The sequence below is a fragment of the Candidatus Poriferisocius sp. genome (assembly GCF_965208475.1).
Taxonomy (GTDB): Bacteria; Actinomycetota; Acidimicrobiia; order Acidimicrobiales; family Bin134; genus Poriferisocius.
Map to the genome: position 1 here is coordinate 1938712 of NZ_OZ242338.1, position 25807 is coordinate 1964518.

The window sequence follows — 25807 nt, forward strand, 5'->3', positions numbered from 1 at the left end:
GCTGCTGATGGCCGATCAAGCCACCGTCAGCGTCTACGAACAGCGTGCTGCCCAGTGGCGAGCCGAGCGAGGGCCCAAATCCTCCGCGGCGGTTGAGGCGTTCGCCGCCCTCGACCGCCCCGCCGGGATCACTGCTGATCTGGGCTGCGGGCCCGGCTGGCACACCTCGGTCCTGCCCCAGCCGGCGCTGGCCGTCGACGCGGCCCGATCCATGCTGGAAATGGTCTCCGATCATGCGCCGGATGCCCTGCGATGCCGGGCTGATCTGGCCGCGCTGCCCTTGGCTGCCGGGTCACTGGCCGGAGCATGGGCGTCGCGCAGCTATGTCCACCTCGACCGCCGCCATGTCCCACTGGCTCTGGCCGACCTGCATCGAGCCCTGGCCCCCGGCGCCCCCGTGGAGCTCCACGTTTTCGAGGGAGATGCCGATTTCGAGCCCTTCTCCGACGACGACTTCCCGGGGCGCCGCTTCTCCCAGTGGCCCCGAGACTGGATCGCGCCCCTCATGGAAGGCGCCGGGTTCGCCCTCGACGGCATGGAGCGGATGGGGCGGCCCCCTAAAGCGGCCACGCTCGTCGTAAGGGGCCGCAGAGCCCAGACCCTGCCCGACACCGTGGGACCGGATATGCGCCTGCTGGTCTGCGGCTTGAACCCCAGCGTTTATGCGGCCGACGCGGGAGCGGGGTTCGCCCGCCCCGGCAATCGGTTCTGGCCCGCGGCGCTGGCCGCCGGCCTGGTGAGCACTGACCGGAGTCCCCGGCGGGCACTCATCGACCACGGCATGGGCATGACCGACCTGGTGAAGCGGGCCACCCCTCGAGCCGACGCTCTCACCAGCAGGGAATACCGCCAGGGCCTAGACCGGCTTAGCTGGCTGGCGGGTTGGCTCAAGCCTGCCGCAGTGTGCTTTGTGGGGCTAGCCGGCTGGCGGGCCGCGGTGGACCGAAAAGCCCAGGCCGGCCCTCAGTCCCGGGAACTGGGCGGTTGCCCGGTGTACGTCATGCCCTCCACCAGCGGGGCGGCCGCCGGCTATCGGCTCGCCGACTACGTCAGCCATCTCCGGCAGGCCGCGGCGCTAGCGACCTGACCGCCTCCCAGGGGTCGATCCCGCCCAGCGGCATCACCATGAGCGACGAGGTGGTGACGCCGTTGTCGAAATAGCGGTCAATGTGCTTTCGGCACTCCTCGGGGGCGCCGTGTACGAGCAGGTCGTCCACCACCTGCTCGGGTATGGCCTCAAGCGACCCGGCCCTGTCACCGGCCGCCCACCGCTCCCAGTGCTCGGCCAGCAGCTCTCCCCGGCCCAGCCACTCGTGGAAGGCCCGGTAAACCGGTACGTTCAGGTAGCCGGCCACCGCCCGCCGCCCTTGGGCGATCACCGTCTCCCGGTCGGGGTTGGGACACACGAAGATGCGGGCCACCACCTCTTTGCCCGGCCCTTGGGCGTGGACGATCTCGCTCACCCGGGCGGTGTCTTCGGCCGACAGCCAGTTGATGATGGCCCCGTCGGCCTCCTTCCCGGCCAGAGCCAGCATCTGGGATCGCAGCGCAGCCACCAGGATGGGGGGCGGTTCGGGGGGTGCCATTCCCAGCCGGAATCCCTGCACGGAGAAGGTCTCGAAATCGCCGCTCACCTTCTCTCCGGCCAGGGCCGGCTTGAGGAACCGCACCAGATCGCGCACCCGCTGGTAGGGCGCCTCGAACGGAATAGAGTTCCACCGCTCCACGATCACATCCGAGGAGCTGCCCACCCCGAGAAGGAACCGGCCCGGCGCCAGCGAGGACAAGGTGGCCGCCGACTGGGCCACCAGCGCCGGACCCCGGGTGTAGGCCGGAACGATGGCGGTGCCCAGCCGCAGCGACGGCGCCCACTGCGACGCCAGCACCAGCGGGGTGAAGGCATCGTGGGAGTTGGACTCCGACGACCACACATCGGTGTATCCCAGGTCGACCAGCTCAGCCATCCGCGCGGCCTGCTGATCCAGAGGGCCGAACAGGGGAACAGTCATCCCGTCACGTCGTGAAGCCATCCCGCCACTCTATGACCCCACGGTGACGCTCGATGGTGTCCTGCTTGGTAAAGTTCCCAACCGTGAGCGACGACGTAGAAGCAGGATCTATCGGGGCTACCGCAGGCGAGTCCGATGTCCTGGACCCCAATTGGGTCGGAGAGCAAGTGCTCGACTCGCTCGACCCGGTTTATTTCGCCCGCACCCTGGTCAACGCGGGCATGAGAGCCGCGGCCAACCCGGTGGGGGTGGGCACCGCTTTGTTGAAAGCAGCCGCCGGGGCCATGAAGGTGGGGGCAGCCACGATGGCCAAGGCGACCAAGACCGCCGACCCCGAAGCCCCCGCCCCTGTCCAGCCCCAGCCCAAGGACCACCGCTGGTCATCGCCAGCCTGGCAGGACAACCCTTATTTCTTCGGCCTCCAGCAGACTTACCTGCTGTCCAAGAACCTGGCCGACGACCTCATCTGTGCCGCCAACCTTGGCGAGGCCGACCACCGCAAGGCCTCCTTCGCGGCCTCCTTCGCCTTCGACGCCCTGGCGCCCACCAACATGCTGCTCACCAACCCCGACGCTCTGGCCAAGGCGGCGGCCACCGGCGGGGCCAGCGTGGTGAAGGGGGCCTCCAACATGCTCCACGATCTGCGCCACAACGACGGATGGCCGTCGAAAGTGGACGACTCGGGGTTCGAGCCGGGGCTGAACATGGCCATGACCCCTGGCAAAGTGGTGTATCGCAGCGACCTGATCGAGCTGATCCAGTACGAGCCCCAAACCGAGCAGGTATATGAGACCCCGCTGCTGTTCTGCCCGCCGTGGATCAACAAGTACTACATCATGGACTTAGCCCCCCAGAAGAGCCTGATCGAGTGGGCGGTGCAGCACGGCCACACCTGCTTCGCCATCAGCTATCGCAACCCCGACGGGTCAATGCGCGATACCGGTTTCGAGGACTACCTCCGCCAGGGACCGCTCGACGCCGTCAGAGTGGTGCAGGAGATCACCGGGCAGGAGAAGGTGAACACCGTCAACGTGTGCCTGGGGGGCACACTCACCGCCATCGCCATGGCCCACGGCGCGGCCACCGGCGACCAGCCCATAGGTTCCGCCACGTTCTTGAACACCCTGACCGACTTCTCCGACCCCGGCGTGCTGGGGGCGTTCACCGACGAGCCCACTGTGGCCGGGCTGGAGCGGAAGATGGCCGACCAGGGGTACCTGGAAGCCAGCGAGATGGCCCGCACCTTCGACGCCATCCGAGCCAACGACCTGATCTTCCAGTACGTGGTGAACAACTGGCTGCTGGGTGAGGATCCCCCGGCGTTCGATCTGCTGGCCTGGAACAACGACAGCACCCGGATGCCGGCCCGCATGCACAGCAGCTACCTGCGCCGGTGCTATCTCCAGAATCAGTTCGCCAACGATGCCTTCGAGGTTGACGGCACCGTGCTGCACCCCGCCGACGTCAAGCAGGACAGCTACGTGCTGTCGGCCATCGACGACCACATCGTCCCGTGGACCGCCGCCTACCGCACGGCCACCCTGTTGGGCGGACACAACCGGTTCGTGCTCAGCACTTCGGGGCACATCGCCGGCATCGTCAACCCGCCCGGCCCCAAGGCCCGCCACTGGACCAACGACCACATCGCGGAGACACCCGAGCAGTGGCTGGGGGGCGCTGAGAAGCACCAGCAGACGTGGTGGGAGGACTGGGCCCGGTGGATCGGCGAGCGGGCTGGGGAAAAGACGGATGCCCCCAAGCAGTTGGGCAGCAGGGCATACGCCCCATTGGAAGACTCGCCGGGCCTCTACGTGAAGATGCGCCCTGGCGACGCCGCCGCAGTGTGAGGGCATTCTGCCTGCGGTCACAAGAAAATCTTTCCTTGAGTTGCCTTTCAAGCTGTTGCTAAGTAAAGTAAGCAACATGACCGAAGTCAAAGAAATCACCGAAGCCATGCAAGAACAGGTTCTCAGCGCCCTCAAGGTGAGCCAGACCGCCATCGTCGAAGGTGTCCGCACCTTCACCGACACGGTGGGCAGCATCACCCCCGAGAGCCTGAAGACAGAGGCCATCCCCGGCCTCGACGCCCTGCCCGACCCCAAGGAGTTGATGGACGCCAGCTTCGGATTCGCCGAGGCACTGCTCAACACCCAGAAGGAATTCGCCCAGAGCCTTCTGGCCGCGGCGGCCCCCAATGGGGCGACCCCAGCCAAGCCAGTCGTCAAGAAGAGCTGATTCCCCCCTCAGTTCTTCTCTGCAAACGGGGCCGGTCTTAGACCGGCCCCGTTTTATTTTTCTATCGCTTGCGTAGTATTCTGAACAGCCACTAGGGGCCGTCGGTTTCCGGCGGTGGGAGGGAATAATGAGCACGGAAGCTGGCGCGCTGCCGCCACAAGAGTTCGAATCGCCAGCAGAGCCGATCAACAAGGTCGGAGTGGTCGGCGGCGGGATAATGGGATCGGGCATCGCCGAGGTGTGCGCCCGAGCAGGCTTGGACACCCTGGTAATCGAGGTGGACGACACCGCAGTCAGCATCGCCCGGGAGTCGATCGAGAACTCCCTGAACAAGGCGGTGTCCCGCAACAAGGTACCGGCGGCAACTCGAGACCTGGCCTTGGACTCGCTCAGCTTCAGCACTGACATGGGCGACCTGGCCGACCGGGATCTGGCCATTGAGGCGGTCATCGAGTCGCTGGAGGAAAAGCTGTCGGTATTTCGGGCCATGGACAAGGTGATGGCCCCTAACGCCATCATCGCCACCAACACCTCTTCCATTCCCATCATCACCCTGGGCTCCATCACCAGTCGGTCGGACATGGTGCTTGGCATGCACTTCTTCAACCCGGCCCCGATACAACCCTTAGTGGAACTGGTGCGCTCGCTGGGCACCTCCCTGGAGACCATCGACCGAGTCGACCGCTTCGCAGTGGAGGTTCTGGGCAAGCGGGTCATCCGCTGTCGCGACCGAGCCGGGTTCGTGGTGAACCGGCTGCTGGTCCCCTACCTGCTCGATGCCATCCGCATGTTCGACGAGGGCAAGGTGAGCGCAGCCGACATCGACAGCGGGATGATGTACGGCTGCGGGCACCCCATGGGCCCGCTGACGCTGTGCGACCTGATCGGACTGGACACCATCGAGGCGGTGGCCGAGGTGCTCTACGAGGAGTTCAAGGGCTCCCACAACGCTCCGCCGCCGCTGCTGCGCCGAATGGTGGCCGCCGGGCATCTGGGGCGGAAGTCGGGCAAGGGATTCTACGAGTACGACTGAGGCACAGCCATGGATCAATCCCCCATCGAAGCATTTGGGAACTATCTGCGCAGCCAGCGCAAGCTGGCCCAGCTGACTCTGCGGGAGCTGTCTGATCTCGCCCAGGTGTCCAACCCCTACCTCAGCCAGCTGGAGCGAGGCATGCACCAGCCGTCGGTGCGAGTGATCAAGTCGCTGGCCAAAGCGCTGAACTTGTCGGCCGAGACCCTGCTAGCCCAGGCTGCCGGCATTGATGCCGCCAATGGCGAGGCCCCCGAAGGCTTCACTGACACAGAGGCAACCATTCGGTCTGACGCAAGCCTCTCCGACGAGCAGAAGGCGGCTCTGTTGGAGGTGTACCGCAGCATGACCGGCGGCGGCAAGGTCAGCTAGAACGCGCCTTTTCCCACTTCAGAGGCAAAATCTGGAGCAATTCTCCCCCTTCCGGCCCAAACTGTCACTCCCACCGGGATACTGGAAGCATGAAGCAACAGCTCACGCTTTTAGACGCACCGCCAGACTGGCGTATCGATGAGCGCACCAAGGAGATCGGGCGTCGGGGCCTAGCTCAGGCCCGAGCGGCTTTGCGGGGCCACTCCCCCGCAGCCCGGCCCTCACCTATGCCCTCCGACAACGTTCCCCGTGCTGCGTGAAACCGCAGACTGCCACCTCCAACAAGGTGCGGGCGCCCCTGTGGGGGACGGGCGGATTGCTGGCCTGTGGATTGCTGGCCTGCTGGATGCTCGCGGCCGGCGGCTGCTCGCCGAGCTCAAGTGGGCTCGCCAGCCAGTCGGCCGATTCCAACGAGGCGGCCGCGGGGCCGGCGGGCGCAGCCGCAATCGTGAAGGAGGTGGTTGACGGGGACACGGTGGTATTGGAGGTGGCCGGCCGCACCGAGCGGGTGCGCCTGATCGGCATCGACACTCCCGAGGCCACCGGCGGGTTCTTGCCCGCAGAGTGCTACGGCGACGAGGCCAGTGCTTTCACCAAATCGCTCCTGCCGCCAGGCACCGGGGTATACCTCACCCGAGACACCGAGGCCCGCGACCGCTACAACCGCCTGCTCGCCTACGTGTACAGGGCAGGCGACGGCCTGTTCGTCAACCTCGACATCGCCGCCCGCGGCTATGGCGAGGCACTTGTCATCGAGCCCAATACCATCTACGCCGAAGCCTTCCACGCGGCCGCGGCCGCGGCCCGCGGCCAGGGATTGGGACTGTGGGGCGCCTGCGGCAGCGCCGACGTGGCCCTTCAGTGACCGCCTCTGGGTGTTGGGGGCGGTAGCTTTCGAGTAGTGAGCGAACTACTGGAGCGCTTGGGCGGCTCCCCCCGGGATCGAGCCCTCATCATCACCTGCGACAACCTGGGTCAGTCTCATGCGGCCAACGCGGCCATTGCCGAGTGCTTGGACATCGGAGCGGCCACCGCGACCGGCCTGATGGTGCCGTGCCCATGGGCCCGGGACGCTGCCGGACGGTTCACCCCCACTCCGGTGGGGGTCGACCTCACCCTCAACGCCGAGTTCGACAACTATAGATGGGGCCCGATCACCCAGGCGCCGTCGCTGTTGGACGGCGATGGCGGCTTCCCCCGCACCCCGACCGATTCCTGGGACCACAGCGATCTCGACGAGGCCCACCGGGAGTGCCGGGCCCAAATCGAGCGGGCCGGCCAGTGGGGTTGCGACCTGACCCACCTGAGCACCCACCTGCACACCCTGCTGATGCGCCCCGAGTTCTTCGACGTGTACTTGGAGTTGGCCGCCGAGATGGCGCTGCCTATGCGCCTGGGGGGAAGCGACCAAGAGCGGCGGGCCGGGTTTCCATTCCGCCGCTTGGCCGCAGACGCGGGGGTGCTGGCCCCCGACCACCTGGTGCAGATCCGAGGCCGCCCTGCTCGGCGAACGCTGGAGGACGCGGTGGAGAACCTGGCCCCCGGGGTGACCGAGTTGGTGGTGTCGCCAGCCATCGACACCCCCGAGTTGAGAGAGATGGATCCGGGCTGGCTCAGCCGAGTGGAGCAATACCTGCTGGTGGCCCACGATCCCTCGCTGCGCACCGCCATCGACCGCTCTGGCGCACGGCTGCTGAGCTACGCCGACCTCCGCGACGCCCAGCGCCGGAGCTGACAAAGCCTGCCTGGCGCTAGAAATCCGTGAACTCGGCCACAGTCGATCTAAAGGCGTCGTACTCCGCTGAGTCCAGCAGCGGCCTCAGGCCGAAGACCCAGCGGGCGTATTCCCCCTCCAGCTTCATCCGGCCCGACATGAAGGCCAGATCGGGGTGCTCGCCGCGGGCCACCTCGGCCCGGGCGTCGGCGTAGGTGTAGACGATGCCCACCTCGGCGTCAGCCAGCCTGCCCGAGGCCATCTCCGCCAAACGGCCGTCGCGGATGACGGTGTGGTAGCGAAACTTGCCGTCAGGTGTGCCGGTCACCTCGATGTTGGCCGAGCAGTCCACTCCTGGCCGCTCCGGCCAGCCTGACGCGGCCTCCAGGTTCAGCCCGAACCAGTTCTCGCTGAGGAACCGGGCCCGCTCCATCATCGCTAGGCGATGCCCGCAAACAGGTCGGTCTCGGGCAGATCGGTGTCCACCAGACTGCGCCCCAGCACGTAGTCCTCCCACGGATAGGCATCAGCCATATGGTGATCGGGCAGGCCGAACCAGAACTTGGAGTCGGGGTCTACTTGGGTGCGGTGGGCCAGCAGGGCCTTGGAACGGCGGTCGAAATAGTCGGAGCACTGGATCCGGGTGGTGATGGCGTCGTCGTTGGACGGCCGGCTGAACCATCGCTCGTCATAGGGCGACTCCAGACCCAGCTCGCCGAACTTCTCGTGCAGGGCGGTGATCCGGTTCCGAGACCACGTCACGTAGTACATCTTCAGCGGTTGCCACGGCTCGCCGGCGTCGGGAAAGGCGTCGGGGCTGCCGGAGGCGTCGAAGGCCGGTTCGCTGATCTCGGCCACCCTCAGGTGGTCGGGATGCCGATAGCCCTGCTGGTCTTCTCCGTAGGTGACCACCACATGGGGGCGCTCGGTGCGGAAGATGGCCACCAAGCGCCCGACGGCCTCCTCGAGAGGGGCTTGGGCAAAGCTGCTGGGATCGGCATTGGCCTCGCTCTTGGGCATCCCGGAATCCCGGTAGCCCAGCCAGTACACGCTGCTGTAGCCGAGCACATCAGCCGCCTCGGCCAGTTCGTCGCGGCGGACTTGGTCCAGATTGTCCCGCACTTCCGGGCGATCCATCTCCGGGTTCAAGATGTCGCCCTCCTCACCGCCGGTGCAGCACACCAGAGAGGCCGCCACCCCATTGTCGGTGTACATCGCCACCGTCGCCGACCCCTTTGACGACTCATCGTCGGGATGGGCGTGAATGGTGAGCATTCGAAGTTCGCCGGTCATCGCCCGCCCAGGCTAACGCCGGTTCAGCTCAGCTAGGAACCCGAGCCGATATGGCTTTCTGCCCGTTCCAAGACCCGTGAGCCTCCGGGGCAAGGGTTAGTCTCCGGGGATGCCAAGTCCAGAATTCGAAGCCGTGCGGGCCATGCTGGCGTCCGCACCCAAGCCCGACCCCTCTGAGACCGCGGCGCAGCGCCGAGCTCGGTTGGACGACAACGCCGCAGCCACGCCGCTGGCCGATGGGGTGGTCAAACAAGACGTCGAGATCGCCGGTGTGCCCGGCGCCGCCTGGCTGAACCCCGAAGGCCATGATCTGGAGAGCCTGCCTGCGCTGCTGTTCTTCCACGGGGGCGGTTACCGAGTGGGATCCATAATCTCGCACCAGGGCTTCGGATCCCACCTGGCCTCGCTGATCCCAGCCCGGATCCTACTGATCGACTACCGCCTGGCCCCCGAGAATCCGTTTCCCGCCGCGGTCGACGACTGCCTGGCCGCCTACCGCTGGATGCTGGACACCGGGATGGCTCCGGGTCGCATCGCGTTCATCGGCGACTCCGCCGGTGGGGGCTTGGTCGGCGCGGTCATGCTGGGCGCCCGCAACCGCCGATGGCCGCTGCCCGGCGCAGGGGTGTGCCTGTCGCCGTGGGTTGATCTGACCAACACCTCGGTGAGCCACACCGAGCGCGACGAGTTGGACGTGATGTTCGGCCACAACGATGCGGTGACCGCGGCCCGTTGGTATCTGGACGGTCACGATCCCCGTGATCCGCTGGCCTCGCCGCTCTTCGGCGACTGGGAGGGAATGCCGCCCATGCTGGTCCATGCCGGAGACCATGAGGTGCTGCTGGACGATGCCACAGCATTTGCCGCCGCGCTGGCGTCAGCGGGCGTCGAGGTGGATCACCGCATCTGGCCGGGAATGATCCACGACTTCCAGATCATGTACCCCAACTACCCCGAGGCGATAGCGGGAACCGAGGCCCTCGCGGCCTTCGTTCGGCGCGTTGTGGAGTGAGAAGATTGACGGCACCGGCTGAACCCGGCACCCGATCAGCGCAGTCGGCTCAGGCCGATTCCCGCTCGGTGCGGTGGCGCCGCAGACCGATGACCGGAGTGGAGGGGGCGAAGCCCGCCTCTGCCCGCTCGATCTCCGACTCTCCGCCCCAGAACCCGAGCTCGCGCTGGTCGCGGGCCCAACTGCGGCACGCCCTAATCACGACGCACTCACCGCAGATGCGGCGGGCTGCGTTCTCCCGCCGCTCACGAGCCGACGGGCGCTCGCCGGCCGGAGGGAAGAACAGTTCGCTCTTCCCTTTGCAGTTCGCGTTTTCCATCCACCAAGGACGAGGCTCCATTGCCATCTCCACCCATTGCCTCCCGTTCTAGTCCGGGGGCATTTTCCGTTTGGCTATTGCTTCCACAACCGGATCGCCAAGCAATTGCCTAGTGATCCGCTTGCTTTCCATACAAGAAGTTAGACGCCCGAATAGCGCCCGTCACGATATCCTATATGAATAGTTTTGATAAATCCATCCCTATAAGTGATAGTCCCCCATCGGAGGGCGACAACCTGCCCAAACGCCAAGTACTGGTCATCATACTCACGCTGATGCTGGCCCAGATGATGGCGGCCATCGAGGGCACGGTGGTGTCCACCGCGCTGCCCACGATCATCGGAGACCTGGGTCGGCGGGATCTGTACACCTGGGTTTTCACCTCTTATTTCATCGCATCAACCTCGTCTACTCCCTTGTGGGGAAAGCTCTCAGACCTCTGGGGCCGCAAGGGCCTCTACCAAACCGCCATCGTGATCTTCATGGTTGGGTCGGCATTGGCCGGTGTCTCGTCGAACATGACCATGCTGATTGTGCTTCGAGCCGTCCAGGGCCTGGGGGCCGGCGGGCTGTTCACTCTGTCGATGGCCATCTTGGCCGATGTGCTTTCGCCCCGGGAGCGGGGTCGGTACCAGGGATACATGGGCGGGATATTTGCTCTGGCCACCATCTTGGGTCCGCTGGCCGGGGGCCTATTGGTGGACTACGCCCACTGGCGATGGGTCTTCTTCATGGTTTTGCCGCTCGGAGGATTCTCACTGGTGATGTCGGTCACCCATCTCGAGCTGGCCTTCTCCCGGCGGGAGGCCCGGGTGGACTACACCGGTGCGGGCCTGCTGCTGGTGTGGGTGATCGCCATTATTTTGGCCATGGAGTTGGGGGGAGACTCCTGGGACTGGGCGTCGGCCCCGTCGATCGGGCTGCTGGCGGTGGGAGTCGGCGGGGCGGCCCTATTCATCGCCCAGCAGCGACGGGCAACCGAAGCCATTCTGCCGCCCCGGCTGTTCCGGCTGCGGCTGTTCAACATCTCGTGCGTGATCCAGTTCATCGCGGGCGCGGCCATGCTCAGCGCGGGCATTTTCGGGCCACTGTTCCTCCAAGTGGTCACCGATGTGAACGCCACCCGTTCGGGTCTGCTGCTGGTACCCATGATGTTGGGGATGCTTCTCACCTCGGTGGGCGCCGGGCAGGTGCTCACCCGCACCGGGCGCTACAAGCCGGTGCCGATCGTCGGTGCTGCCGTGCTCACCCTGGGTGTGTGGCTGATGTCGACCTTGAATAGCGAGACGTCGACGTTGACGGCCATGGCCTTTCTGTTCACGATGGGCTGCGGGGTGGGGGCCATCATGCAGGTTCTCTTGGTGGCGGTACAGAACATCGTTCCCCATGACGACTTGGGGGCGGCCACGTCGGCGTCCAACTTCTTCCGCTCCTTGGGTCAGACTTTCGGGTCCGCGGTAATGGGGGTCCTATTCACTGCCCGGCTTGACCACTACCTCCCTCGGCTGGTGCCGAGTGGCGATCAACTCGATATCGAGACCCTCATCGCCGTGCCGACCCAAATCGGCGCCATCGAGCCCGCAGCAGTGCGCGATGGCATCGTCGAATCGTTCGCCAACGCCATAGCGGATGTCTATTGGTGGACCATCCCGGTAACAGCACTGGCCGTGCTGCTGGCCGTGCTGGTGCCCGAGTACCGCCTGCGGGAGAAGGCGGCTGTCGTGAACTAGCAGTCGTCGGCTACCCGGTTCGCGGCCTGGATTCGGTCATCTCTTTCGGTGATCAACTGGCCGGCACCGATCCCGGTTTCGCCTAGCGCCCGCATCACCCCCAGCAGGCTCTGGTCTCGCTGGCGCTCCAACTCAGCCACCGTACGCCCGGTCGCCTGGGCTTCGGTGCCCGAGGCCATGGCCTCGATTAGCTCACCGGTGAGCTCGGGGGCCTCCATGTGGGTCCAGGGCAGCTTCAGCGCAGGGCCGAACTGGCTCAGCATGTGGCGCATTCCCCCGTCGCCGCCGGCCAGATGAAACGTGAGATTGGTGCCCATGGCCGCCCAGCGCAGGCCGGGGCCGTACACCACGGCGTCGTCCAGCTCGGCAGTGGTGGCCACCCCGTCGTTCACCAAGTGCAGCACCTCGCGCCACAGCGCCTCTTGGAGCCGGTCGGACAGGTAGCCCTCGATCTCGGTGCGCACCACGAGGGGGTGCATGACCAAGTCGTCGTAGTGCTCCACCGCCGCTGCCACTGCTTCGGCACTGGTGGCCTCTCCGGCCACCACCTCCACCAGCGGCAGCAGATACACCGGGTTGAACGGATGGCCGACGAGCATTCGCTCCGGGTGGTCGCAGCCCTCGGCCAAGCGGGTGGGCAAAAGCCCCGAGGAGCTGCTGGCGATCACCGTGTGGGGCGGGGCCACTAGGTCCAGCCGGTGCAGCAGCGAGCGCTTGAGCGCTTCGTCCTCGGGGGCACTTTCCTGTATCCAGTCGGCAGCTGCGGCGATCTCCTCAGGGGATTCGGCCCACCGCACCCGGTCCGGATCAGCCCCCGGGAACAACCCCAGTTCGGTGGCCGCCGGCCAAGCCCGCTCGATCGCCTCTCGCAGTCGGTCCTCGGCCCCGTCGGCTGGATCCCAGGCCACCACGTCGCACCCCCGGGCCAGCACCCGTACCGCCCATCCCGAGCCGATTACCCCTGTACCTACTACCCCAATGGTTTTCGTCGTCATCGCTGGAGACATGCGTTCACCAAAGAACCTGGACGGGGAACTCTTGGAACGCGGCATCTCTGGTCACTAACACAAGTGATTCCAACTCCGCTTGGGCTGCCAGTATCCGGTCGAACGGGTCCCGGCGATGGGCTGTATAGCTGCCAGCGCGCAGTCCGTGCTGGTAGGTGACCGGCAGATGCCGCATCGATGCGTCTATCACGAACTCGTTGAATCGCAACACAGCGCCTTCATATTCAGGCAGCCGGCCGAGCCGAAACTTGGTGGCCACTTCCCACGCGCTCGCCGCGCTAACGAAAACGTCGTTGTCGGGATCGGTGACGGCATCTCTGACTGAATGCGGTAATACCGGATTATCCGACCAGCACCAAAGAAGTGCATGGGTATCCAGCAACAGGTCACTCACCTGAGTACGCACCCTCCCACGCCGCAAGCTCCTCTTCTGGCAGGGGCTCAAAAAACTCCGGGCCCAACTCAAGGCCGGCTAGCTGCCCTAAACGCCGGCGCTCGCGAGGTGCCAATGGCATAAGCCGGGCATAGGGCTTGCCCGCTTTGGCCAAAATGATCTCTTCGCCGCTATGGGCTCGTTCCAACAGCCTCGACAAATGGGTCTTCGCCTCATGAACATTGACCATCGCGGTCATGATTGATCCTCCTGCCTGGTAGTTTGCACTTGTGGACATGACTTAGTCCGATGACTAGACTAATTATGCCAACTCACTTCGGCAATAGAAGACCGGGTAGATATCTTTGCCCTGGCCTAATTGTCACCCCTTTCCACTAACTTGCCCGGTGTGGCCGATGCAGGGACGCGAGTAGTGGGCGAATCCTCTGCGGGCATTGACGCAATCCAACGGCGTTGGCAGCTGAACCGCGCCGGCATCGTCAACGTGTACCAATACCAAGACGAAGTGCTGGATTTCGGAGGCGGTCGGCTGCTTCTGCGCGGGGTGAACGGCTCTGGCAAGTCAACCGCGATGAACATGCTCCTGCCGTTCCTGCTCACCGCCCGGCTAGGCCGCATCGACGCAGCCGGGGAGCAGAGCGGCATGCTCAAGTCATGGATGCTGAACGGCCGTGACGATGCCCAGCCGGTCGGCTATCTGTGGATCGAGTTCAAAAGGCTGGGCAAATTCCTCGTGTGCGGCTGCGGCATCAAGGCCAGCCGATCCTCGGACACGGTAACCACCTGGTGGTTCATCACCCCCAAGCGGCCGGGCATCGACTTCCGGCTGGTCGAACAGAACCTCCCCCTACCAGCCGAGGGACTGCGAGCCGCCCTCGACGGGGACTTGGTGTTCAACCACCGCCAGCGCCGCGACTACCGAGCCGAAGTTGAGCGCCGCCTGTTCAACGGGGCATCCATCGATCAGCACATCGGTCTCATCAACGTGGTCCGCAACCCCCGGGTCGGCGACCGCATCGACGTAGATCTCCCCCAACACCTAATCGATGCGCTACCGCAGTTGTCCGAGCAGGCATTGGCCGAAGCCGCCCAGCCACTCGACGACCTTGAGGAGCACCGCGGCAACGTCGCCGAGTTGGACCGAACGCTGAAGTCGGTCCGCGGTCTGCTCGACGTGTACCGGGCCTATTGCGTGACCGAGCTCAGCCAACGGGTGGCCGACGGCAACAACCGACTCGATATCAAGCAGAACCGCTCGCAAGAAGAGGCCGGAGCGCAACAAGAGGTGGCATCCGCCCAGGCAAAAGTAGGCCGGCTCGATGATGAAATCTCCAGACTGGAGGACGATGTCCGGCAGCTGAACAGTGAGATCGCAGCCCTAGAGGAATCGCAGATCTACCGCGACGGCCAAGAACTCGACGCCCTCCGCCAACTCGTAGCCAACCTCGGAAACCAGCAAGCGAGGGCTGCGACGCGGATCGCCGCCCACGCTCGGAGAGTCGAACGCGCCGTCCACGAGCTTACCCAAGCCCGACAGCAAGGCCGAGACGACGCCAAAAAGCTCAACGCCGAATTGGCCACCGCGACCGGGTTGGGACAGCGCTGCCGGATCGACCGGCAACCACCCGGCCCGGTTGCACTGGATGAAACCGATCTGGACGGTGCCGACTTGTCTTATCCGACCGAGAACTTCGATCCCGAGGCGATCGGCCGCCTAATTGCCACCGCCAACGGATCGGTGCTCAATCGGCGGGCCGATGTCGAAAAAGTTGACGCGGCCCTAGCCGGCCTCGAGTCCGCTGAGCAGCAGCTCAGCCATGCGGAATCGGCCTTGCAAATGGCGGCCAATGCGTCCGAAGCCGCGTCCCAGTACCTGGCGGAACAGCATCAGCGCCTCGGCGATACCCGGCGGGAGTGGACTGTCCAAACCCGGCAATGGGCGGTCGCGATTCAGCCGCTTTTGGACAAGGCCAGTATCAACGCTCCAACTATCGCCGCGTTTGCCTCGTCCGGTGCCGACGACCGCGAATCGACTGCCGTTGACCGCCAATCCGATCCGGTGGGGACCTCCGGCGTTGGACCAGAAACGAGCAGCCCAGAAACAGACGTCCGAGAGGCCGAGCGAACCGTCCTGCTGGCCGAAGCCGAGGCTCTCGTCGGCCACTGGCGCGATGCAGTGGCGGCGGTCGATCAGCGGCTCCTCGTCGAATGGGCGGCTCTCGAGGAGGCACAGGCGCAGTTCGACGAGCTTGCCGCTCGATCCGAGCCCGAGCCACCCCGGCTGGAGTGGCAAACTGGCGCCGATCACTGCCTCGCCGACCTGATCGATTTCGCGCCCCATCTCGACGAACGCGAGCAGGCATCTCTCGAAGCCGCTCTCTACGCCTCCGGGCTGCTCTCAGCCAGTCTGGGCGACGACTCCGCGGTGGAGCTGGCCAACGGCGAGTTGGTTGCCCTCATCGCCGGGGGCGTTTCCCACCCGCTCAGCGAGCATCTCACGGTGACCGTGCCCGACCGGCTGATCGGAGAGGTGGATGAGGGCTTGGTTACCAAGCTGCTCGAATCCATCTCATGCGATCTGTCAAGCAACGCTCCCACCGCCATTTCTCTCAACGGCGCCTTCTGGGTGGGGTCGCTCCGCGGTCGCCATACCAAGAAGCAAGCCGAATTCGTCGGAGTGACTGCCCGCCGCGCTGCTCTGGGCCGCGCCCGCCGGGAAGCCGGCGATCACTTAGCTCAAGCCCAGGCTGTGGTCTCCGCCAGCGAGGCTAAGAAGGCCGAGTGCCAGGCGTCGCTCGACCAAGCTCGGCGGCACCTGTCAAGTGTCCCGCCCACAAGCGAGATCGTTGCCGCATCCGCTCAAGTCGATGCCGCCACCGCCGCGTCCGACAAGGCTGAGAGCGAACGGGGCGCGGCAGCCAAGCGGGCTGCCGATGCCGAAGACCGCTCGATCCGCGCATCAAATGCCCTGCAACAAACGGCGACAACGTTGGCACTGCCCGCAGACCGCGGCGGCCTGGCTCAGGTCTCCACCGAGCTAGGTGATCTTCAGACGGCCTTGGACCGGTGCGGTGCCCTGCTCGACGCTCTGGGGCGTTCAGTCGAAGGCTGGCGCCATGCGGTCACCCGTTGGCGGACAGAAGTCGACGACCTCGATGCCGAGAAAACCGAGGAGCGCGCCATCCAGGCCAGATACCACCGAGAGCACACCCGCCTGACCACCATTGAGAAGAGCATCGGTGCCAAGTACGCCGATGTCTTGAAAGCCCGCGATCTCCGTCGAAGCAAGCTGGAAGAGGCGGAAGCCCACTTGCCAACCATCCGAAATGAGCGCGACGAAGCCGTCGGACGACAAGCGGACGCGCGAGCCGCAGCCAGCACCGCCGCCGACCGACGAGTCGCGGCCGAGCAGGCGTGCGAGGAAATGCGTCAATCACTGGCCGCGACATTGTCGGTGCCAGGACTTCGTGCTGCCGTTGCCGGACCCCACCATCCGGCTGCCAGGCCGGTTGCCTCGACTGCGACCGGCAGCGAGGGTCTGGGCGAGCAGATCGAGACGGTCGAAGACCTGCTGGCCTTCGATCCGGCCGACGATGCTACAGCGGCATCCTCATCCCCTTCGCCACAGTCACAAGACCCCGCGTCTGCCGACAAGGCCGACATTGCCGTGGTCACAGCCGACGGTGTCCGGCAGTCGCTGAGACAGCGCAGAGACGCACTAGGCGCTGGCTGGGATGCAGATACCCGCCAGCCCGATCCCAAACAGCCGCTCTCCATAGAGGTGACCGGCCCACTGGGCAAATCACCGCTAGCCGAGGCAGCACAGACGGTGGCTGAGCAGCACCAACGACTCGCGGGCCTGCTCAGCCATAAGCAAGACACCGCCCTTCGCGAGCTGTTGCAGGGGCTGGTCGCCAGCGAGGTGGCGGAGAAAGTCCACGGGGCTGAGCGGCTGGTAGAGCTCATGAATCAGCGGTTGGGCACAGTGACGACCGCCCACCGTGTAGGAGTGCGGCTGCGGTGGCGGCGCTCCCCCGAACTCGACGAGGCGACGGCCCGCATGGTCGATCTGCTTGCGACCCTCCCCGACTTGCGAACCGACGACGACGAGCAGGAACTGCGCCGCACGCTGTCCGACCGGCTGGACGAGGCCCGGTCGCTACAGCCCGACGTACCCTATCGACAGCTCATCGCCGACACTCTCGACTACAAGAAATGGCATGAACTGTCGGTGATGCTGAGCCGACCGGGCAGCAATGACGTCAAGCTCGGGCGCAACACCCCGCTGTCAGAGGGCGAGAAGAAGCTGGTCACCTACCTGCCGCTGTTCGCTGCCGTGGCGGCATCCTACGACGCCCTGGCTGAGCGGGGCGGCTCACCCAGCGACGCGCCACCGGACATCGCCCGGTTCATCCTGCTTGACGACGCGTTCTCCAAGGTGTCTGAAGACAACCATGACGCGTTGTTCGGGCTTCTCGTCAACTTGGACCTCGACCTGATCGCCACCAGTGAGCGGCTGTGGGGCACGCACCGAAGCATCCCCGAACTGGCGATCACCGAAGTCGTGCGGGATGTGGCCCTCAACGCGATCCTCCTCGAGCACTTCCGATGGGACGGCACCACCCTTGAGCGCCGGGACACTGCATGACCGACACCGCCCGTTTGAGCGGCCCCAGCGGCGATCCGGCTCAAGCCCGGCACCTGTTCCGCTACCTGGGCGGTGACGAGTGGCCTGAGTACCGGGCAATCCTCAAGGTGTTCGCCAGCACGTTCTTCGCCGAGTTCACCCCCCAGGAGGTGGAGTCGGCGGTTGCCCCCGTCGGCATCGATGCATCTGTGGTTGCCGACCGGATGGAGAGCCTCCGCCGCTGGGGCAACCTCACGGTGTCATCATCAGTGGGCAACCCCTCGAACCTCGACGACTACTACCGCAAGCGCAACCGCTACCTCATCACCCGCGCCGGGCAGGAGGTGTTCGAGCTAGTCGAGCAGGTTCTAGCCAAAGCAGATGAGATCGGCGATGTGCAGGCCGGTCGCCTGCGCGATCTTCATCACGCTCTCCAAGCGCTGAATGAGCACAGCAAGGTCGGCTTTGACCGCGTCGACAGCCAAGACCTGGCCGATGCGGTTCGGAAGGTGTTCGATCTCCACAAAGCGTTCGCCAACGAGCTGACGCAGTTCTTCACCGAACTCAACCAATGGCAGAGCCGCTATGACCTCAATGCCGACGAGGTCCAGTTCTTCGCCGGCGTGCTGGTGGATTACGTCCACGAACAGCTCACCGAGATCGAGCGCATGACCCGGCCGATTGCCCGGACACTGGAGGAGATCCTCCCAGAGGTTGCGGCCCTGCTTCCTGCGCTGCAATCCGGCTTGGCCGTGCGGGTGGAGGAGGCTGGACTGGCCCAGAACGTGACTGTGCGGCGGCTTCCGGGCACGGAGGTTGCCGACTGGAAGCACCTTGAGGCATGGTTCTCCGCACAGCCGGGGCAGGCGTCAAGGCTCGATGGGCTGACTCGACAGGCTGTAGCCGCGGTGCGCACCCTTACCGCCAACGTGACCCGGCTGTCGCGGGTCGGACTAGGTGCGGCGTCAAGGCGGTCTGACTTCGTGCGACTGGCGGGCTTCTTCGACCAGGCCGCTTCCTCCAACGAGGCCCATCAGATAGCGGCGGCTGCGTTCGGACTCGGTTCGTGCCGTCGATTGGGGGATCTGTCCACCGACTCGGACGACCCCGCTCCCACAATCACACCTTGGAAGGATGCGCCCCGCGCCGTCGTCCCGGTGGCAATGCGGGAGCGCGGGGAGACCGCCACGCGTGGCCTGGCGACGCCGATCACAGATAGAAGGCATGAGCGAGAACTGTTGCGCCGCCGCCGAGAACTCAACCGCGTCGCTCGCGAGACCGCAGCAGCTGATCTGCTGGCCTGTGCGGGCGATGACGGCCAGATCAACGGTGCCCGGTTGTCGGCTGCCTCGTTCTCGATGCTGCGCGACCTCGTCAGCCGTTCGGGATTGCGGGTCGGCATCGACTCCGACCGCCGTTTTGCAACCGAGGTCGGAATCTGTTGCGAGGTACAACGGATCGAAGGCGCCCGCACCGTCGTCCACTGTCCAGAGGGCAAGCTCTCGATGCACGGACTCATCGTCACCATCACCCCGGCAGCAGAGACCAGCGCTGCCAATTCGGCATCCCCATGACCCCCGCGTCTGCTCCAACAAATTTGGCCGACCCCCAGCAGAAGCTGGATATCCGCACCGCGGCCCGGCATCTCGTCCGACATCCCCTCGTGCTGGCCGAAAACGACCCGGAGATGCTCCTGTTGATCCGCCGCCACGAACGAACACTCGATCGTTTGTTCACCCAGCGGTTCGGATACCGCCTTCAAGTGACCGCCGACACCGCCCGCCTGTTCAAATCATCGGCGGTCGCCCACCGGCGCCCGCTGCTGACCGCAACCAGCCAAGGACGACCGTTTTCTCAGCGCGAGTACACAATGCTCGCCCTAGCCCTGGCCGCGGTTGCCGCCGGACCGAGTGTGATCAGCCTGCGCGATCTGATTCACGAAGTCCGCTCAGCGGCGGCTGATGCCGACATCACCCTCACCGAGGAATTGACCGACCGCCGCGCCCTGGTCACCGCCCTGAAGTGGATGATCCAAAACGGCATTGGGCATGAGATGCACGATCATGTCGACCGCTATGTCACCGACGAGGCCGCCGATGCCGTGCTGAGCGTCCGCCCCGACCGCGTCGCGCTGCTGCCGCTTCCGGCACTGGCCCGATCGGAGACTGCCGAGCAGGTACTTGACCGGTCCGATCAGCGGCTGTCGTCACGGGCGTGGATGCGCTCGGTCTTGCTGGAAGAGCCGGTGCTCTTTCGCACCGACCTCGTCGACCGCGAGTGGTCCGAGCTCCGACAACGGCTAGGAGAAGAAGCCGCCTTTTTCGACGACATGTTCGGGCTGCACCTCGAATCCCGCGCTGAGGGCATCATGGTCATCGACCCCGAGAACGAACTGACCGACAGTCGCTTCCCGCGGGGCGGGACCCTCGGCCACGCCGCGCTGATGCTCATCGACCGGCTTGTCCACCTAGACCAAACTCCAGCCGAAGTGCCGCCCGACAGTCGGACTGACGACGGCCGCGACCCGGTCGAGGCGGGCCGCATCCCGTTCTTCCGTACCGATATCATCGACGTGGTGGCCAGCCTGGCTGCTGAGCACCGCCGCTACTGGTCACAGGATGCCGACAACCCTGAACGCCTCACCGGCGATGTCCTCGATCTGCTCTGCGACCACCGCCTGGCCGAGGTGGACGGCGATGTGGTCTGGCTGCTGCCACCTGCCTGGCGGTACTCGATAGACGTCCAATACCAACAAGAGTCGCTGCTTTGAGTTCCCGCCCCGTCCCAGAGTCGCTGCTCTCCCCTGGCTTGGGCGAGGTCTGGTCCGCCGCCCGCCACCGACTCGACCGCTACGGACCCCAGCGGCGGGGATCCATCGCCAGCCCGGCGCTCGACCCGGCGAGCACCCTGGCCATGGAATCGCTGCTAGGGCGAAAACCGGCCAAGCGTCTGGATCTCCAAGAGTTGGAGGCGGCACTGGTGGCCCGTGCCATAGGCCGCGATCTCTGTGATGCGCTTACCCGCCTCGGCCACCCCCCATCGGCTGAAGCCGCCCATCGGCGGTCCGAGCGAGCCCGCGCTCAGAAAGCCCGAGAGTCATTGCACTGCGCCATCACAGTCTGGGACGAGCCGTGGGCCGCGGCCTGGGCCGATGCGGTTGTGGGAGCCGGACTGCTGCGAGATTTCGACGGTGGCAACGCCGCCCGTCTCGCCAATGATGTTCGCCGCCTGCTCGACCATCTCGAGCACCACCAACTCTCCCCCTCCAGCCGCACCGAGATTGCCGCCGCCCTCTACGGGTCAGCTCACGCACTCGACTCGGGCACAAGGCGAGCCAGCGCGGTGACCCACGCCCTGCGCTGTCGCAACGGCCCGCTCGTCGAGCGCGAACTTTGGGAGGCGGCTGGCATCCTGCCCGACCGAGTCTCAGCCCCAGCACTTGTCTGGTCGCTCCCGGTCGCCGGCACCTCCCCTTTGGACGTTCACGTCCGGTTTGCCCTTCATGCCGGGCTGCCCCTTCACATCAGCTTGTTCGCCCTGCGACGGCACCCCATCTCCGTCGATGCAGGCACCCCCGTGCTCGTCGTTGAGAATCCGAGACTGGTCGAGGCCGCAGCCGAGCGCAGCCTCCCAGCCTGCGTGATCTCTTCCAACGGCAACCCCTCCACCGCGGTCACCACCCTGCTGCGCCAACTCCAGCAAGCCGATGCATCCCTCTGGTATCACGGCGACTTCGACTCGCCGGGCATAGCCATCTGCCGCCGAATGCACGAATTCGGCTGCTCCCCGTGGATGATGGATGCCCGCGACTACGCCGACGCCATCAGGCAGGCCAAGGAGTCCGATGTGCAGCTCATGTCGGATCCCAAGGAATGCGGCCCAACCCCGTGGGATCCAACGCTCCAAGCTGCGTTCGACCACCACCGCCTCATCATCCACGAGGAGTTCGTGCTCGATGGCGTACTCAACCGATTCGGCCGATTCAGCCAATGACTGCGAGGTGGCTCCGGTCACCAGGTGGGGTTGGTGAGAATGCCGCCGTCCACCACCAGGTCGGCGCCGGTGATCCACCGGGCCAGATCGGAGCACAAGAACACACAGGCGTCGCCGACATCTTCGGGGGTACCCATCCTCCCCAGCGGGACGGCGGCCATCCAGCGGCCCACGCCCTCTGGCCAGTCTTCGGCCAATCCCGGGCGGTTGATCAGCCCCGGCGACACCGAGTTGGCCCTGATGCCATGCGGGCCCCAGGCCAGAGCGGCGGCTTTGGCGTGCATCACCAGACCAGCCTTGGCGGTGGCGTAGTGGCCGTGAACCGGAGTGGGGTGGCGGGCCTCAATCGAGGCGACGTGGACGATGGATCCGCCGGTCCCCTGGTCCGCCATGGCCGAGGCCGCCGCCCGGGTCAACCGATGCACCGCGGTGAGGTTGGTGTCGATCATCTCGGCCCACTGCTGGTCGTCGAGCTCGGTGAACGGAGCCACCGGCTGGATCCCGGCGTTGTTGACCAGCGCGTCGATGCGGCCGAAGTGCTCTCGGGCCGCGCTCACTACCGTCGCAGGGCCATCTTCAGCAGTGAGGTCGGCACGCACCTCAATCGCCTCTCCCCCACTCAGGTCAACCGCCGACGACCGAGTGTGGGCCACCACCGAGGCCCCGTCCGCGGCCATGCGCCGAACGATGCCTGCCCCAATACCTCCGCCCGCACCGGTGACCACCACTACCTTGCCGGTGAGGTCCAACAAGTCAGCAGGCAATGCCGTCACGACCGCACCAGTCCAGCAATCTCCGCTGCCGCCCCTGGATACTGCTCGATGAGCTGGTCGGCGTCGCCCAACTCGAAGCCTTCGTGGTGATAGGGCGGCGCCATCGTGGTCCCCACCAGCGACCACTCACCCCGAGTCGAAGCCCCCATCCAGGTATGAGCCGGGACCACCACACAAGGCCGCTCCCCCGCCGCTAGGTCAACACCCAGCACCGGCCTATCCACCGCTCCATCTGGCCCCAGTAACAGCATCTTCACCCCCGCCCCGCAGTAGTAGTGCCACAGCTCCGGCCGATCCAACCGATGCATAGCTGAAAAGTCCCCCGGCTGAATCAAGAAATAGATGGCCGTGCTCCGCTCATCCCGCCAAACCTCCCGCCACATCCCCCCTTCTTCCGCCAGCGGCTCCAACCCCAGCATGGCCACTACTTCAGCACCGTTGAGCCCCGCTAAACCCTCCTGCCGCCCCATCACTCACCGACCTTAGCTTTCCAACTAATCAGACCTTCTCGCAGTAGGAACCGAGACCGTCTAACTTCTTGTGCGATCTCGCCCTTCGAGAGAAGACGACTCCGGCAACGATGGGTAGGTGAAATTGACCGAGCGGTCGCCAACACTGATTTCGATGCTGAGCGTCCCACCGAGAGCAGAGGTGAGCTTGCACAAAGTGGACAGCTTGGGATCAGCTGACCGCTCCAGCCTCGAAACCCCACCCTGGGTGATACCTAGCCCTTCGGCCAGATCAACCTGATTGACGCCGAGCTCACGGCGCAACTCTGCCAGATGAAAGGCGAAGAGCTTCGCCTCAACCTTCTGCTTGAACCCCTCAGATCTGGAGCGTCGGACAGGATCAGAGTCAATTGGTGCGGCTAGTTCATCGAAGTCCTTGGTGTTCATGGGATTAGTCCTTGGTTTCGAAGTTCGTTCAAGTGCTCGTTATAGAGATCATCTGCCCTGGGAATCGCCTGCCTGTACCAAAGATTCCATCGGCCGCGCTTGTTCCCGCCGAGAAGCAGTACTGCATGTCGCAATGGGTTGAAAGCAAACAGGACGCGCATGGTCCCAACACGCAGTTCCTTCATATTCGGGTAACGGCTGGCAGACAGCGTCTCGACGAGTGGGCGCCCCATCCCCGGACCCCGCTGCGACAGCACCCCCAAGGCACCTCGAAGCCGATCCTGGTCTTTGTCCGAGAGCGAATTCCACCAGACCTCGAAGTGGCCGGTGACCTGTATTCTCCACACCAGGGAACATTACTTGCAGATCATATGAGTTTCAAGTAGTTTTGGATGTCATCCCAGAAAAATGAACGTGTCCACTGGTACTGGTCCAGTGAGTAGACGTAAGCCCCAGAGTGCCAGGCCGAGGACCTACAGAGAGAGGGTCGACTAGGACGGGAGCCGGGGCTTCCGCACATCTGCGGGCGGTTGCTAAGCGGCTTCCAGGATTCCCCGAATTTGTCACTGCCCGGAAGTAGGGTCGTGTTGTGGGCTCAGTAGGCAACTCCGAGGGCACTGAGGGTCACCAGATTCCTCTTCCTGGAAACGAATCCGCTGCCATTCCGCCAAATCTCCAGCTAGGTCTGCATGCTCAACTGGATGTGGGGGTTGATGGGCCGCTGGATGAGCTGAGTGGCCCCCTGTTGGTGTGCGGCCCAGCGATCGAAGCCTTGGGATTGCTCCCAGATGGGTGTGTGCAGACGGTGGTGACATCGCCGCCTTACTGGTCGCTGCGGGATTACTCGGCCGAGGGGCAGATCGGGCGCGACGATGCCTTGGGGGAATATGTCAAGAGCATCGTCATGGCGTTCGACCAGGTGCGCAGGGTGCTGACCGACGATGGCACGGTATGGCTGAACGTGGGCGACTCCTATACCTCGGGAAATCGCAGATATCGGGCGCCTGACCGCAAGAATCGGGCTCGGGCTATGGCGGTTCGGCCTCCCACTCCAGAGGGCTTGAAGCCGAAAGACCTGATCGGCGTTCCATGGCGGTTAGCATTCGCCCTCCAGGGTGCCGGCTGGTGGCTGCGCTCAGAAGTCATCTGGTACAAGCCCAACGCCCACCCCGAGTCTGTCTCCGACCGCCCAACGAAATCTCATGAGACGGTGTTCTTGCTCTCCAAGAACCAGGACTACTACTACGACACAGCCGCGGTAAAAGGCCCCAACGGCCGCCGGCTCCGAACCATGTGGGACATCAACACCGAACCCCGAAAAAGACACGCTGGCGGCGTCGAAGACCACCCAGCCGTCATGCCGATTACTCTGGCTCGCCGCTGCATCCAGATCACGAGCCAGCCGGGCGACACCGTCCTCGATCCCTACGCCGGCTCTGGCACCACCCTGCTTGCCGCCCAGGAACTCGGCCGCAACTGGGTAGGAATCGAGTTGAACCCCACCTACGCCGATCTAATCGAGCGCCGAGTAGCCGAGTGAACCAGCCATACGACCAATCAGCGGCGGCATCGAGGGGGAACCGGAAGCGACGCGCCGGGTCTTCGACCTATACCACTGCTCCTCAAGCAACCGGGCGAATGACCGCGTGGCCATCAACCACAAGCTTGGCAATCGAGCGGTTCCGTCTCAGGTCTTCGCCAAAGCCCACTACCAGCTCTTGGTCTACTGCCACAGCCAGCTTTTCGAGAGTCTCCAGCGTCGGCCGAGTCCCGCCCCCTTCCATCCGCGCCACCGCCGACTGGGTGGTTCCCATGCGCTCAGCCAGCTCCGCCTGGGTCAATCCCGCCTCGGTGCGCAGCCGGTAGACCAACCCCTGGAACTCGCTGATCCGGGCCTCGTCCTCATAGGCCCTATCTGCCTCTTCCGACCTCAGGCCCCTCACATCCTTCCACGAAACCCGCTCACCCATCGCCATCCTCCACCCTGTGCCCTTCTGCCATGCAGCGTTCCATCGCCCTCTTTGCCCGCTCAACCTGGCGGCGTTCCCGGCGTCGACTCTTCGCGAACACAGTCAACAAGATGATCCTGCGACCTGGCGCGATCCAGTAAGTGATCCGAGTAGGCCGACCACCCAGATAAAAGCGCAATTCCCGCAACTTCCCATGAAGCTGCCGAGAAAGCGGCTCACCCAACAGCGATCCCTTGTCCGCCAGCTGATCAATGCGGAAATCGACCCTTCCCTGGAACTCCTCATCAAGGGCCCAGTACCAATCCCGGACTTCCGGCTCAAGCTCTACCTCCCACGCCGACATAGCATACTCGCTATATCTGCTCGGGGCCACGCTGCCCTGCCCTAGCCCTTTCGCACCCCAAATTGCCAAGGCACACATCGGGCACCC

Annotated in this window: 28 protein-coding genes; 15 read left to right on the plus strand and 13 right to left on the minus strand. The window is 65.0% G+C overall.

Going from position 1 to position 25807, the window contains the following annotated elements; translation table 11 throughout:
* The first annotated feature begins 7 nt into the window (after positions 1 to 7).
* On the plus strand, positions 8 to 1087 hold the full coding sequence (locus ACOGXA_RS09115) for a uracil-DNA glycosylase family protein (protein WP_419926942.1): 1080 nt from the start codon (positions 8 to 10) through the stop codon (positions 1085 to 1087).
* On the opposite strand, the gene ACOGXA_RS09120 is transcribed toward ACOGXA_RS09115, so the two are convergent.
* The gene (locus ACOGXA_RS09120; protein WP_419926943.1) at positions 1050 to 2030 is read right to left on the minus strand and encodes an LLM class F420-dependent oxidoreductase; all 981 of its coding nucleotides are present in this window, start codon (positions 2028 to 2030) and stop codon (positions 1050 to 1052) included. The two genes, ACOGXA_RS09115 and ACOGXA_RS09120, sit on opposite strands and share 38 nt — an antisense overlap.
* Positions 2031 to 2092: 62 nt before the next feature.
* Here ACOGXA_RS09120 and ACOGXA_RS09125 point away from each other — a divergent pair, with 62 nt between their 5' ends.
* From ACOGXA_RS09125 to ACOGXA_RS09155, 7 genes are all read left to right on the plus strand, one after another.
* Positions 2093 to 3856, plus strand: a complete 1764-nt coding sequence (locus tag ACOGXA_RS09125; RefSeq protein WP_419926944.1) for a PHA/PHB synthase family protein — start codon at positions 2093 to 2095, stop codon at positions 3854 to 3856.
* Positions 3857 to 3932: 76 nt separating this feature from the next.
* Positions 3933 to 4244 (plus strand): hypothetical protein, encoded by a 312-nt coding sequence (locus ACOGXA_RS09130; RefSeq protein WP_419923573.1) that lies wholly within the window; start codon positions 3933 to 3935, stop codon positions 4242 to 4244.
* A 127-nt stretch (positions 4245 to 4371) separates the two neighbouring features.
* Entirely contained in the window at positions 4372 to 5277 is a 906-nt protein-coding gene (locus tag ACOGXA_RS09135) for a 3-hydroxybutyryl-CoA dehydrogenase (protein ID WP_419923574.1), read from the plus strand.
* A gap of 9 nt (positions 5278 to 5286) precedes the next feature.
* On the plus strand, positions 5287 to 5649 hold the full coding sequence (locus tag ACOGXA_RS09140) for a helix-turn-helix domain-containing protein (RefSeq protein ID WP_419923575.1): 363 nt from the start codon (positions 5287 to 5289) through the stop codon (positions 5647 to 5649).
* An 89-nt stretch (positions 5650 to 5738) separates the two neighbouring features.
* The gene (locus tag ACOGXA_RS09145; RefSeq protein ID WP_419923576.1) at positions 5739 to 5909 is read left to right on the plus strand and encodes a hypothetical protein; all 171 of its coding nucleotides are present in this window, start codon (positions 5739 to 5741) and stop codon (positions 5907 to 5909) included.
* The gene (locus tag ACOGXA_RS09150) at positions 5906 to 6514 is read left to right on the plus strand and encodes a thermonuclease family protein (RefSeq protein ID WP_419923577.1); all 609 of its coding nucleotides are present in this window, start codon (positions 5906 to 5908) and stop codon (positions 6512 to 6514) included. Before ACOGXA_RS09145 ends, ACOGXA_RS09150 begins: the two co-directional genes overlap by 4 nt.
* Before the next feature lie 36 nt (positions 6515 to 6550).
* Positions 6551 to 7384 (plus strand): ChbG/HpnK family deacetylase, encoded by an 834-nt coding sequence (locus tag ACOGXA_RS09155; protein WP_419923578.1) that lies wholly within the window; start codon positions 6551 to 6553, stop codon positions 7382 to 7384.
* A gap of 16 nt (positions 7385 to 7400) precedes the next feature.
* Here ACOGXA_RS09155 and ACOGXA_RS09160 read toward each other — a convergent pair whose 3' ends face one another.
* Positions 7401 to 7796 (minus strand): hypothetical protein, encoded by a 396-nt coding sequence (locus ACOGXA_RS09160; RefSeq protein ID WP_419923579.1) that lies wholly within the window; start codon positions 7794 to 7796, stop codon positions 7401 to 7403.
* A gap of 5 nt (positions 7797 to 7801) precedes the next feature.
* Positions 7802 to 8656, minus strand: a complete 855-nt coding sequence (gene mca, locus ACOGXA_RS09165) for a mycothiol conjugate amidase Mca (protein ID WP_419923580.1) — start codon at positions 8654 to 8656, stop codon at positions 7802 to 7804.
* Between the two features lie 109 nt (positions 8657 to 8765).
* Between mca and ACOGXA_RS09170 the strand changes: the two genes are divergently transcribed.
* Positions 8766 to 9668 (plus strand): alpha/beta hydrolase, encoded by a 903-nt coding sequence (locus ACOGXA_RS09170; protein WP_419923581.1) that lies wholly within the window; start codon positions 8766 to 8768, stop codon positions 9666 to 9668.
* A 49-nt stretch (positions 9669 to 9717) separates the two neighbouring features.
* Here the strand turns inward: ACOGXA_RS09170 and ACOGXA_RS09175 are convergent, their stop codons facing one another.
* The gene (locus ACOGXA_RS09175) at positions 9718 to 10008 is read right to left on the minus strand and encodes a WhiB family transcriptional regulator (protein WP_419923582.1); all 291 of its coding nucleotides are present in this window, start codon (positions 10006 to 10008) and stop codon (positions 9718 to 9720) included.
* Positions 10009 to 10163: 155 nt separating this feature from the next.
* On the opposite strand from ACOGXA_RS09175, the gene ACOGXA_RS09180 reads away from it, so the two are divergent.
* A complete protein-coding gene (locus ACOGXA_RS09180; RefSeq protein WP_419923583.1) occupies positions 10164 to 11717 on the plus strand; it encodes an MDR family MFS transporter in 1554 nt (517 codons plus the stop codon).
* On the opposite strand, the gene ACOGXA_RS09185 is transcribed toward ACOGXA_RS09180, so the two are convergent.
* From ACOGXA_RS09185 to ACOGXA_RS09195, 3 genes are read right to left on the minus strand one after another with little or no spacing between them, the layout of a single operon-like run.
* Positions 11714 to 12724, minus strand: a complete 1011-nt coding sequence (locus ACOGXA_RS09185; RefSeq protein WP_419923584.1) for an L-carnitine dehydrogenase — start codon at positions 12722 to 12724, stop codon at positions 11714 to 11716. The genes ACOGXA_RS09180 and ACOGXA_RS09185 overlap by 4 nt on opposite strands.
* Before the next feature lie 4 nt (positions 12725 to 12728).
* A complete protein-coding gene (locus tag ACOGXA_RS09190; protein WP_419923585.1) occupies positions 12729 to 13118 on the minus strand; it encodes a type II toxin-antitoxin system VapC family toxin in 390 nt (129 codons plus the stop codon).
* Entirely contained in the window at positions 13111 to 13356 is a 246-nt protein-coding gene (locus tag ACOGXA_RS09195; RefSeq protein ID WP_419923586.1) for a type II toxin-antitoxin system Phd/YefM family antitoxin, read from the minus strand. The genes ACOGXA_RS09190 and ACOGXA_RS09195 overlap by 8 nt, the downstream gene beginning before the upstream one ends.
* 150 nt (positions 13357 to 13506) lie before the next feature.
* On the opposite strand from ACOGXA_RS09195, the gene ACOGXA_RS09200 reads away from it, so the two are divergent.
* The 4 genes from ACOGXA_RS09200 to ACOGXA_RS09215 are packed head-to-tail and all read left to right on the plus strand — an operon-like array spanning position 13507 to position 21738.
* The gene (locus ACOGXA_RS09200; RefSeq protein ID WP_419923587.1) at positions 13507 to 17766 is read left to right on the plus strand and encodes a TIGR02680 family protein; all 4260 of its coding nucleotides are present in this window, start codon (positions 13507 to 13509) and stop codon (positions 17764 to 17766) included.
* A complete protein-coding gene (locus ACOGXA_RS09205) occupies positions 17763 to 19319 on the plus strand; it encodes a TIGR02677 family protein (RefSeq protein ID WP_419923588.1) in 1557 nt (518 codons plus the stop codon). The genes ACOGXA_RS09200 and ACOGXA_RS09205 overlap by 4 nt, the downstream gene beginning before the upstream one ends.
* Positions 19316 to 20515 (plus strand): TIGR02678 family protein, encoded by a 1200-nt coding sequence (locus ACOGXA_RS09210; protein ID WP_419923589.1) that lies wholly within the window; start codon positions 19316 to 19318, stop codon positions 20513 to 20515. The genes ACOGXA_RS09205 and ACOGXA_RS09210 overlap by 4 nt, the downstream gene beginning before the upstream one ends.
* Positions 20512 to 21738, plus strand: coding sequence for a TIGR02679 family protein (locus ACOGXA_RS09215; RefSeq protein ID WP_419923590.1), 1227 nt, complete (start codon positions 20512 to 20514; stop codon positions 21736 to 21738). The genes ACOGXA_RS09210 and ACOGXA_RS09215 overlap by 4 nt, the downstream gene beginning before the upstream one ends.
* Positions 21739 to 21755: 17 nt before the next feature.
* Here the strand turns inward: ACOGXA_RS09215 and ACOGXA_RS09220 are convergent, their stop codons facing one another.
* Genes ACOGXA_RS09220 through ACOGXA_RS09235 form a run of 4 tightly spaced genes read right to left on the minus strand, consistent with a single transcriptional unit; the run spans position 21756 to position 23754 of the window.
* Entirely contained in the window at positions 21756 to 22511 is a 756-nt protein-coding gene (locus ACOGXA_RS09220; protein WP_419923591.1) for an SDR family NAD(P)-dependent oxidoreductase, read from the minus strand.
* Positions 22508 to 22981, minus strand: coding sequence for a cupin domain-containing protein (locus ACOGXA_RS09225; RefSeq protein WP_419926963.1), 474 nt, complete (start codon positions 22979 to 22981; stop codon positions 22508 to 22510). Before ACOGXA_RS09225 ends, ACOGXA_RS09220 begins: the two co-directional genes overlap by 4 nt.
* A 60-nt stretch (positions 22982 to 23041) precedes the next feature.
* Positions 23042 to 23407: a helix-turn-helix domain-containing protein gene (locus tag ACOGXA_RS09230; protein ID WP_419923592.1), complete on the minus strand. Its 366-nt coding sequence runs from the start codon at positions 23405 to 23407 to the stop codon at positions 23042 to 23044.
* Positions 23404 to 23754, minus strand: coding sequence for a type II toxin-antitoxin system RelE/ParE family toxin (locus tag ACOGXA_RS09235; protein ID WP_419923593.1), 351 nt, complete (start codon positions 23752 to 23754; stop codon positions 23404 to 23406). Before ACOGXA_RS09235 ends, ACOGXA_RS09230 begins: the two co-directional genes overlap by 4 nt.
* 356 nt (positions 23755 to 24110) lie before the next feature.
* On the opposite strand from ACOGXA_RS09235, the gene ACOGXA_RS09240 reads away from it, so the two are divergent.
* Complete coding sequence (locus ACOGXA_RS09240) at positions 24111 to 24947, plus strand: DNA-methyltransferase (RefSeq protein WP_419923594.1); 837 nt, start codon at positions 24111 to 24113, stop codon at positions 24945 to 24947.
* Positions 24948 to 25029: 82 nt separating this feature from the next.
* Here the strand turns inward: ACOGXA_RS09240 and ACOGXA_RS09245 are convergent, their stop codons facing one another.
* Together ACOGXA_RS09245 and ACOGXA_RS09250 are read right to left on the minus strand one after the other, a co-directional pair.
* A complete protein-coding gene (locus ACOGXA_RS09245; RefSeq protein WP_419923595.1) occupies positions 25030 to 25377 on the minus strand; it encodes a helix-turn-helix domain-containing protein in 348 nt (115 codons plus the stop codon).
* Positions 25370 to 25720: a type II toxin-antitoxin system RelE/ParE family toxin gene (locus ACOGXA_RS09250; RefSeq protein WP_419923596.1), complete on the minus strand. Its 351-nt coding sequence runs from the start codon at positions 25718 to 25720 to the stop codon at positions 25370 to 25372. Before ACOGXA_RS09250 ends, ACOGXA_RS09245 begins: the two co-directional genes overlap by 8 nt.
* Positions 25721 to 25807 lie beyond the last annotated feature (87 nt).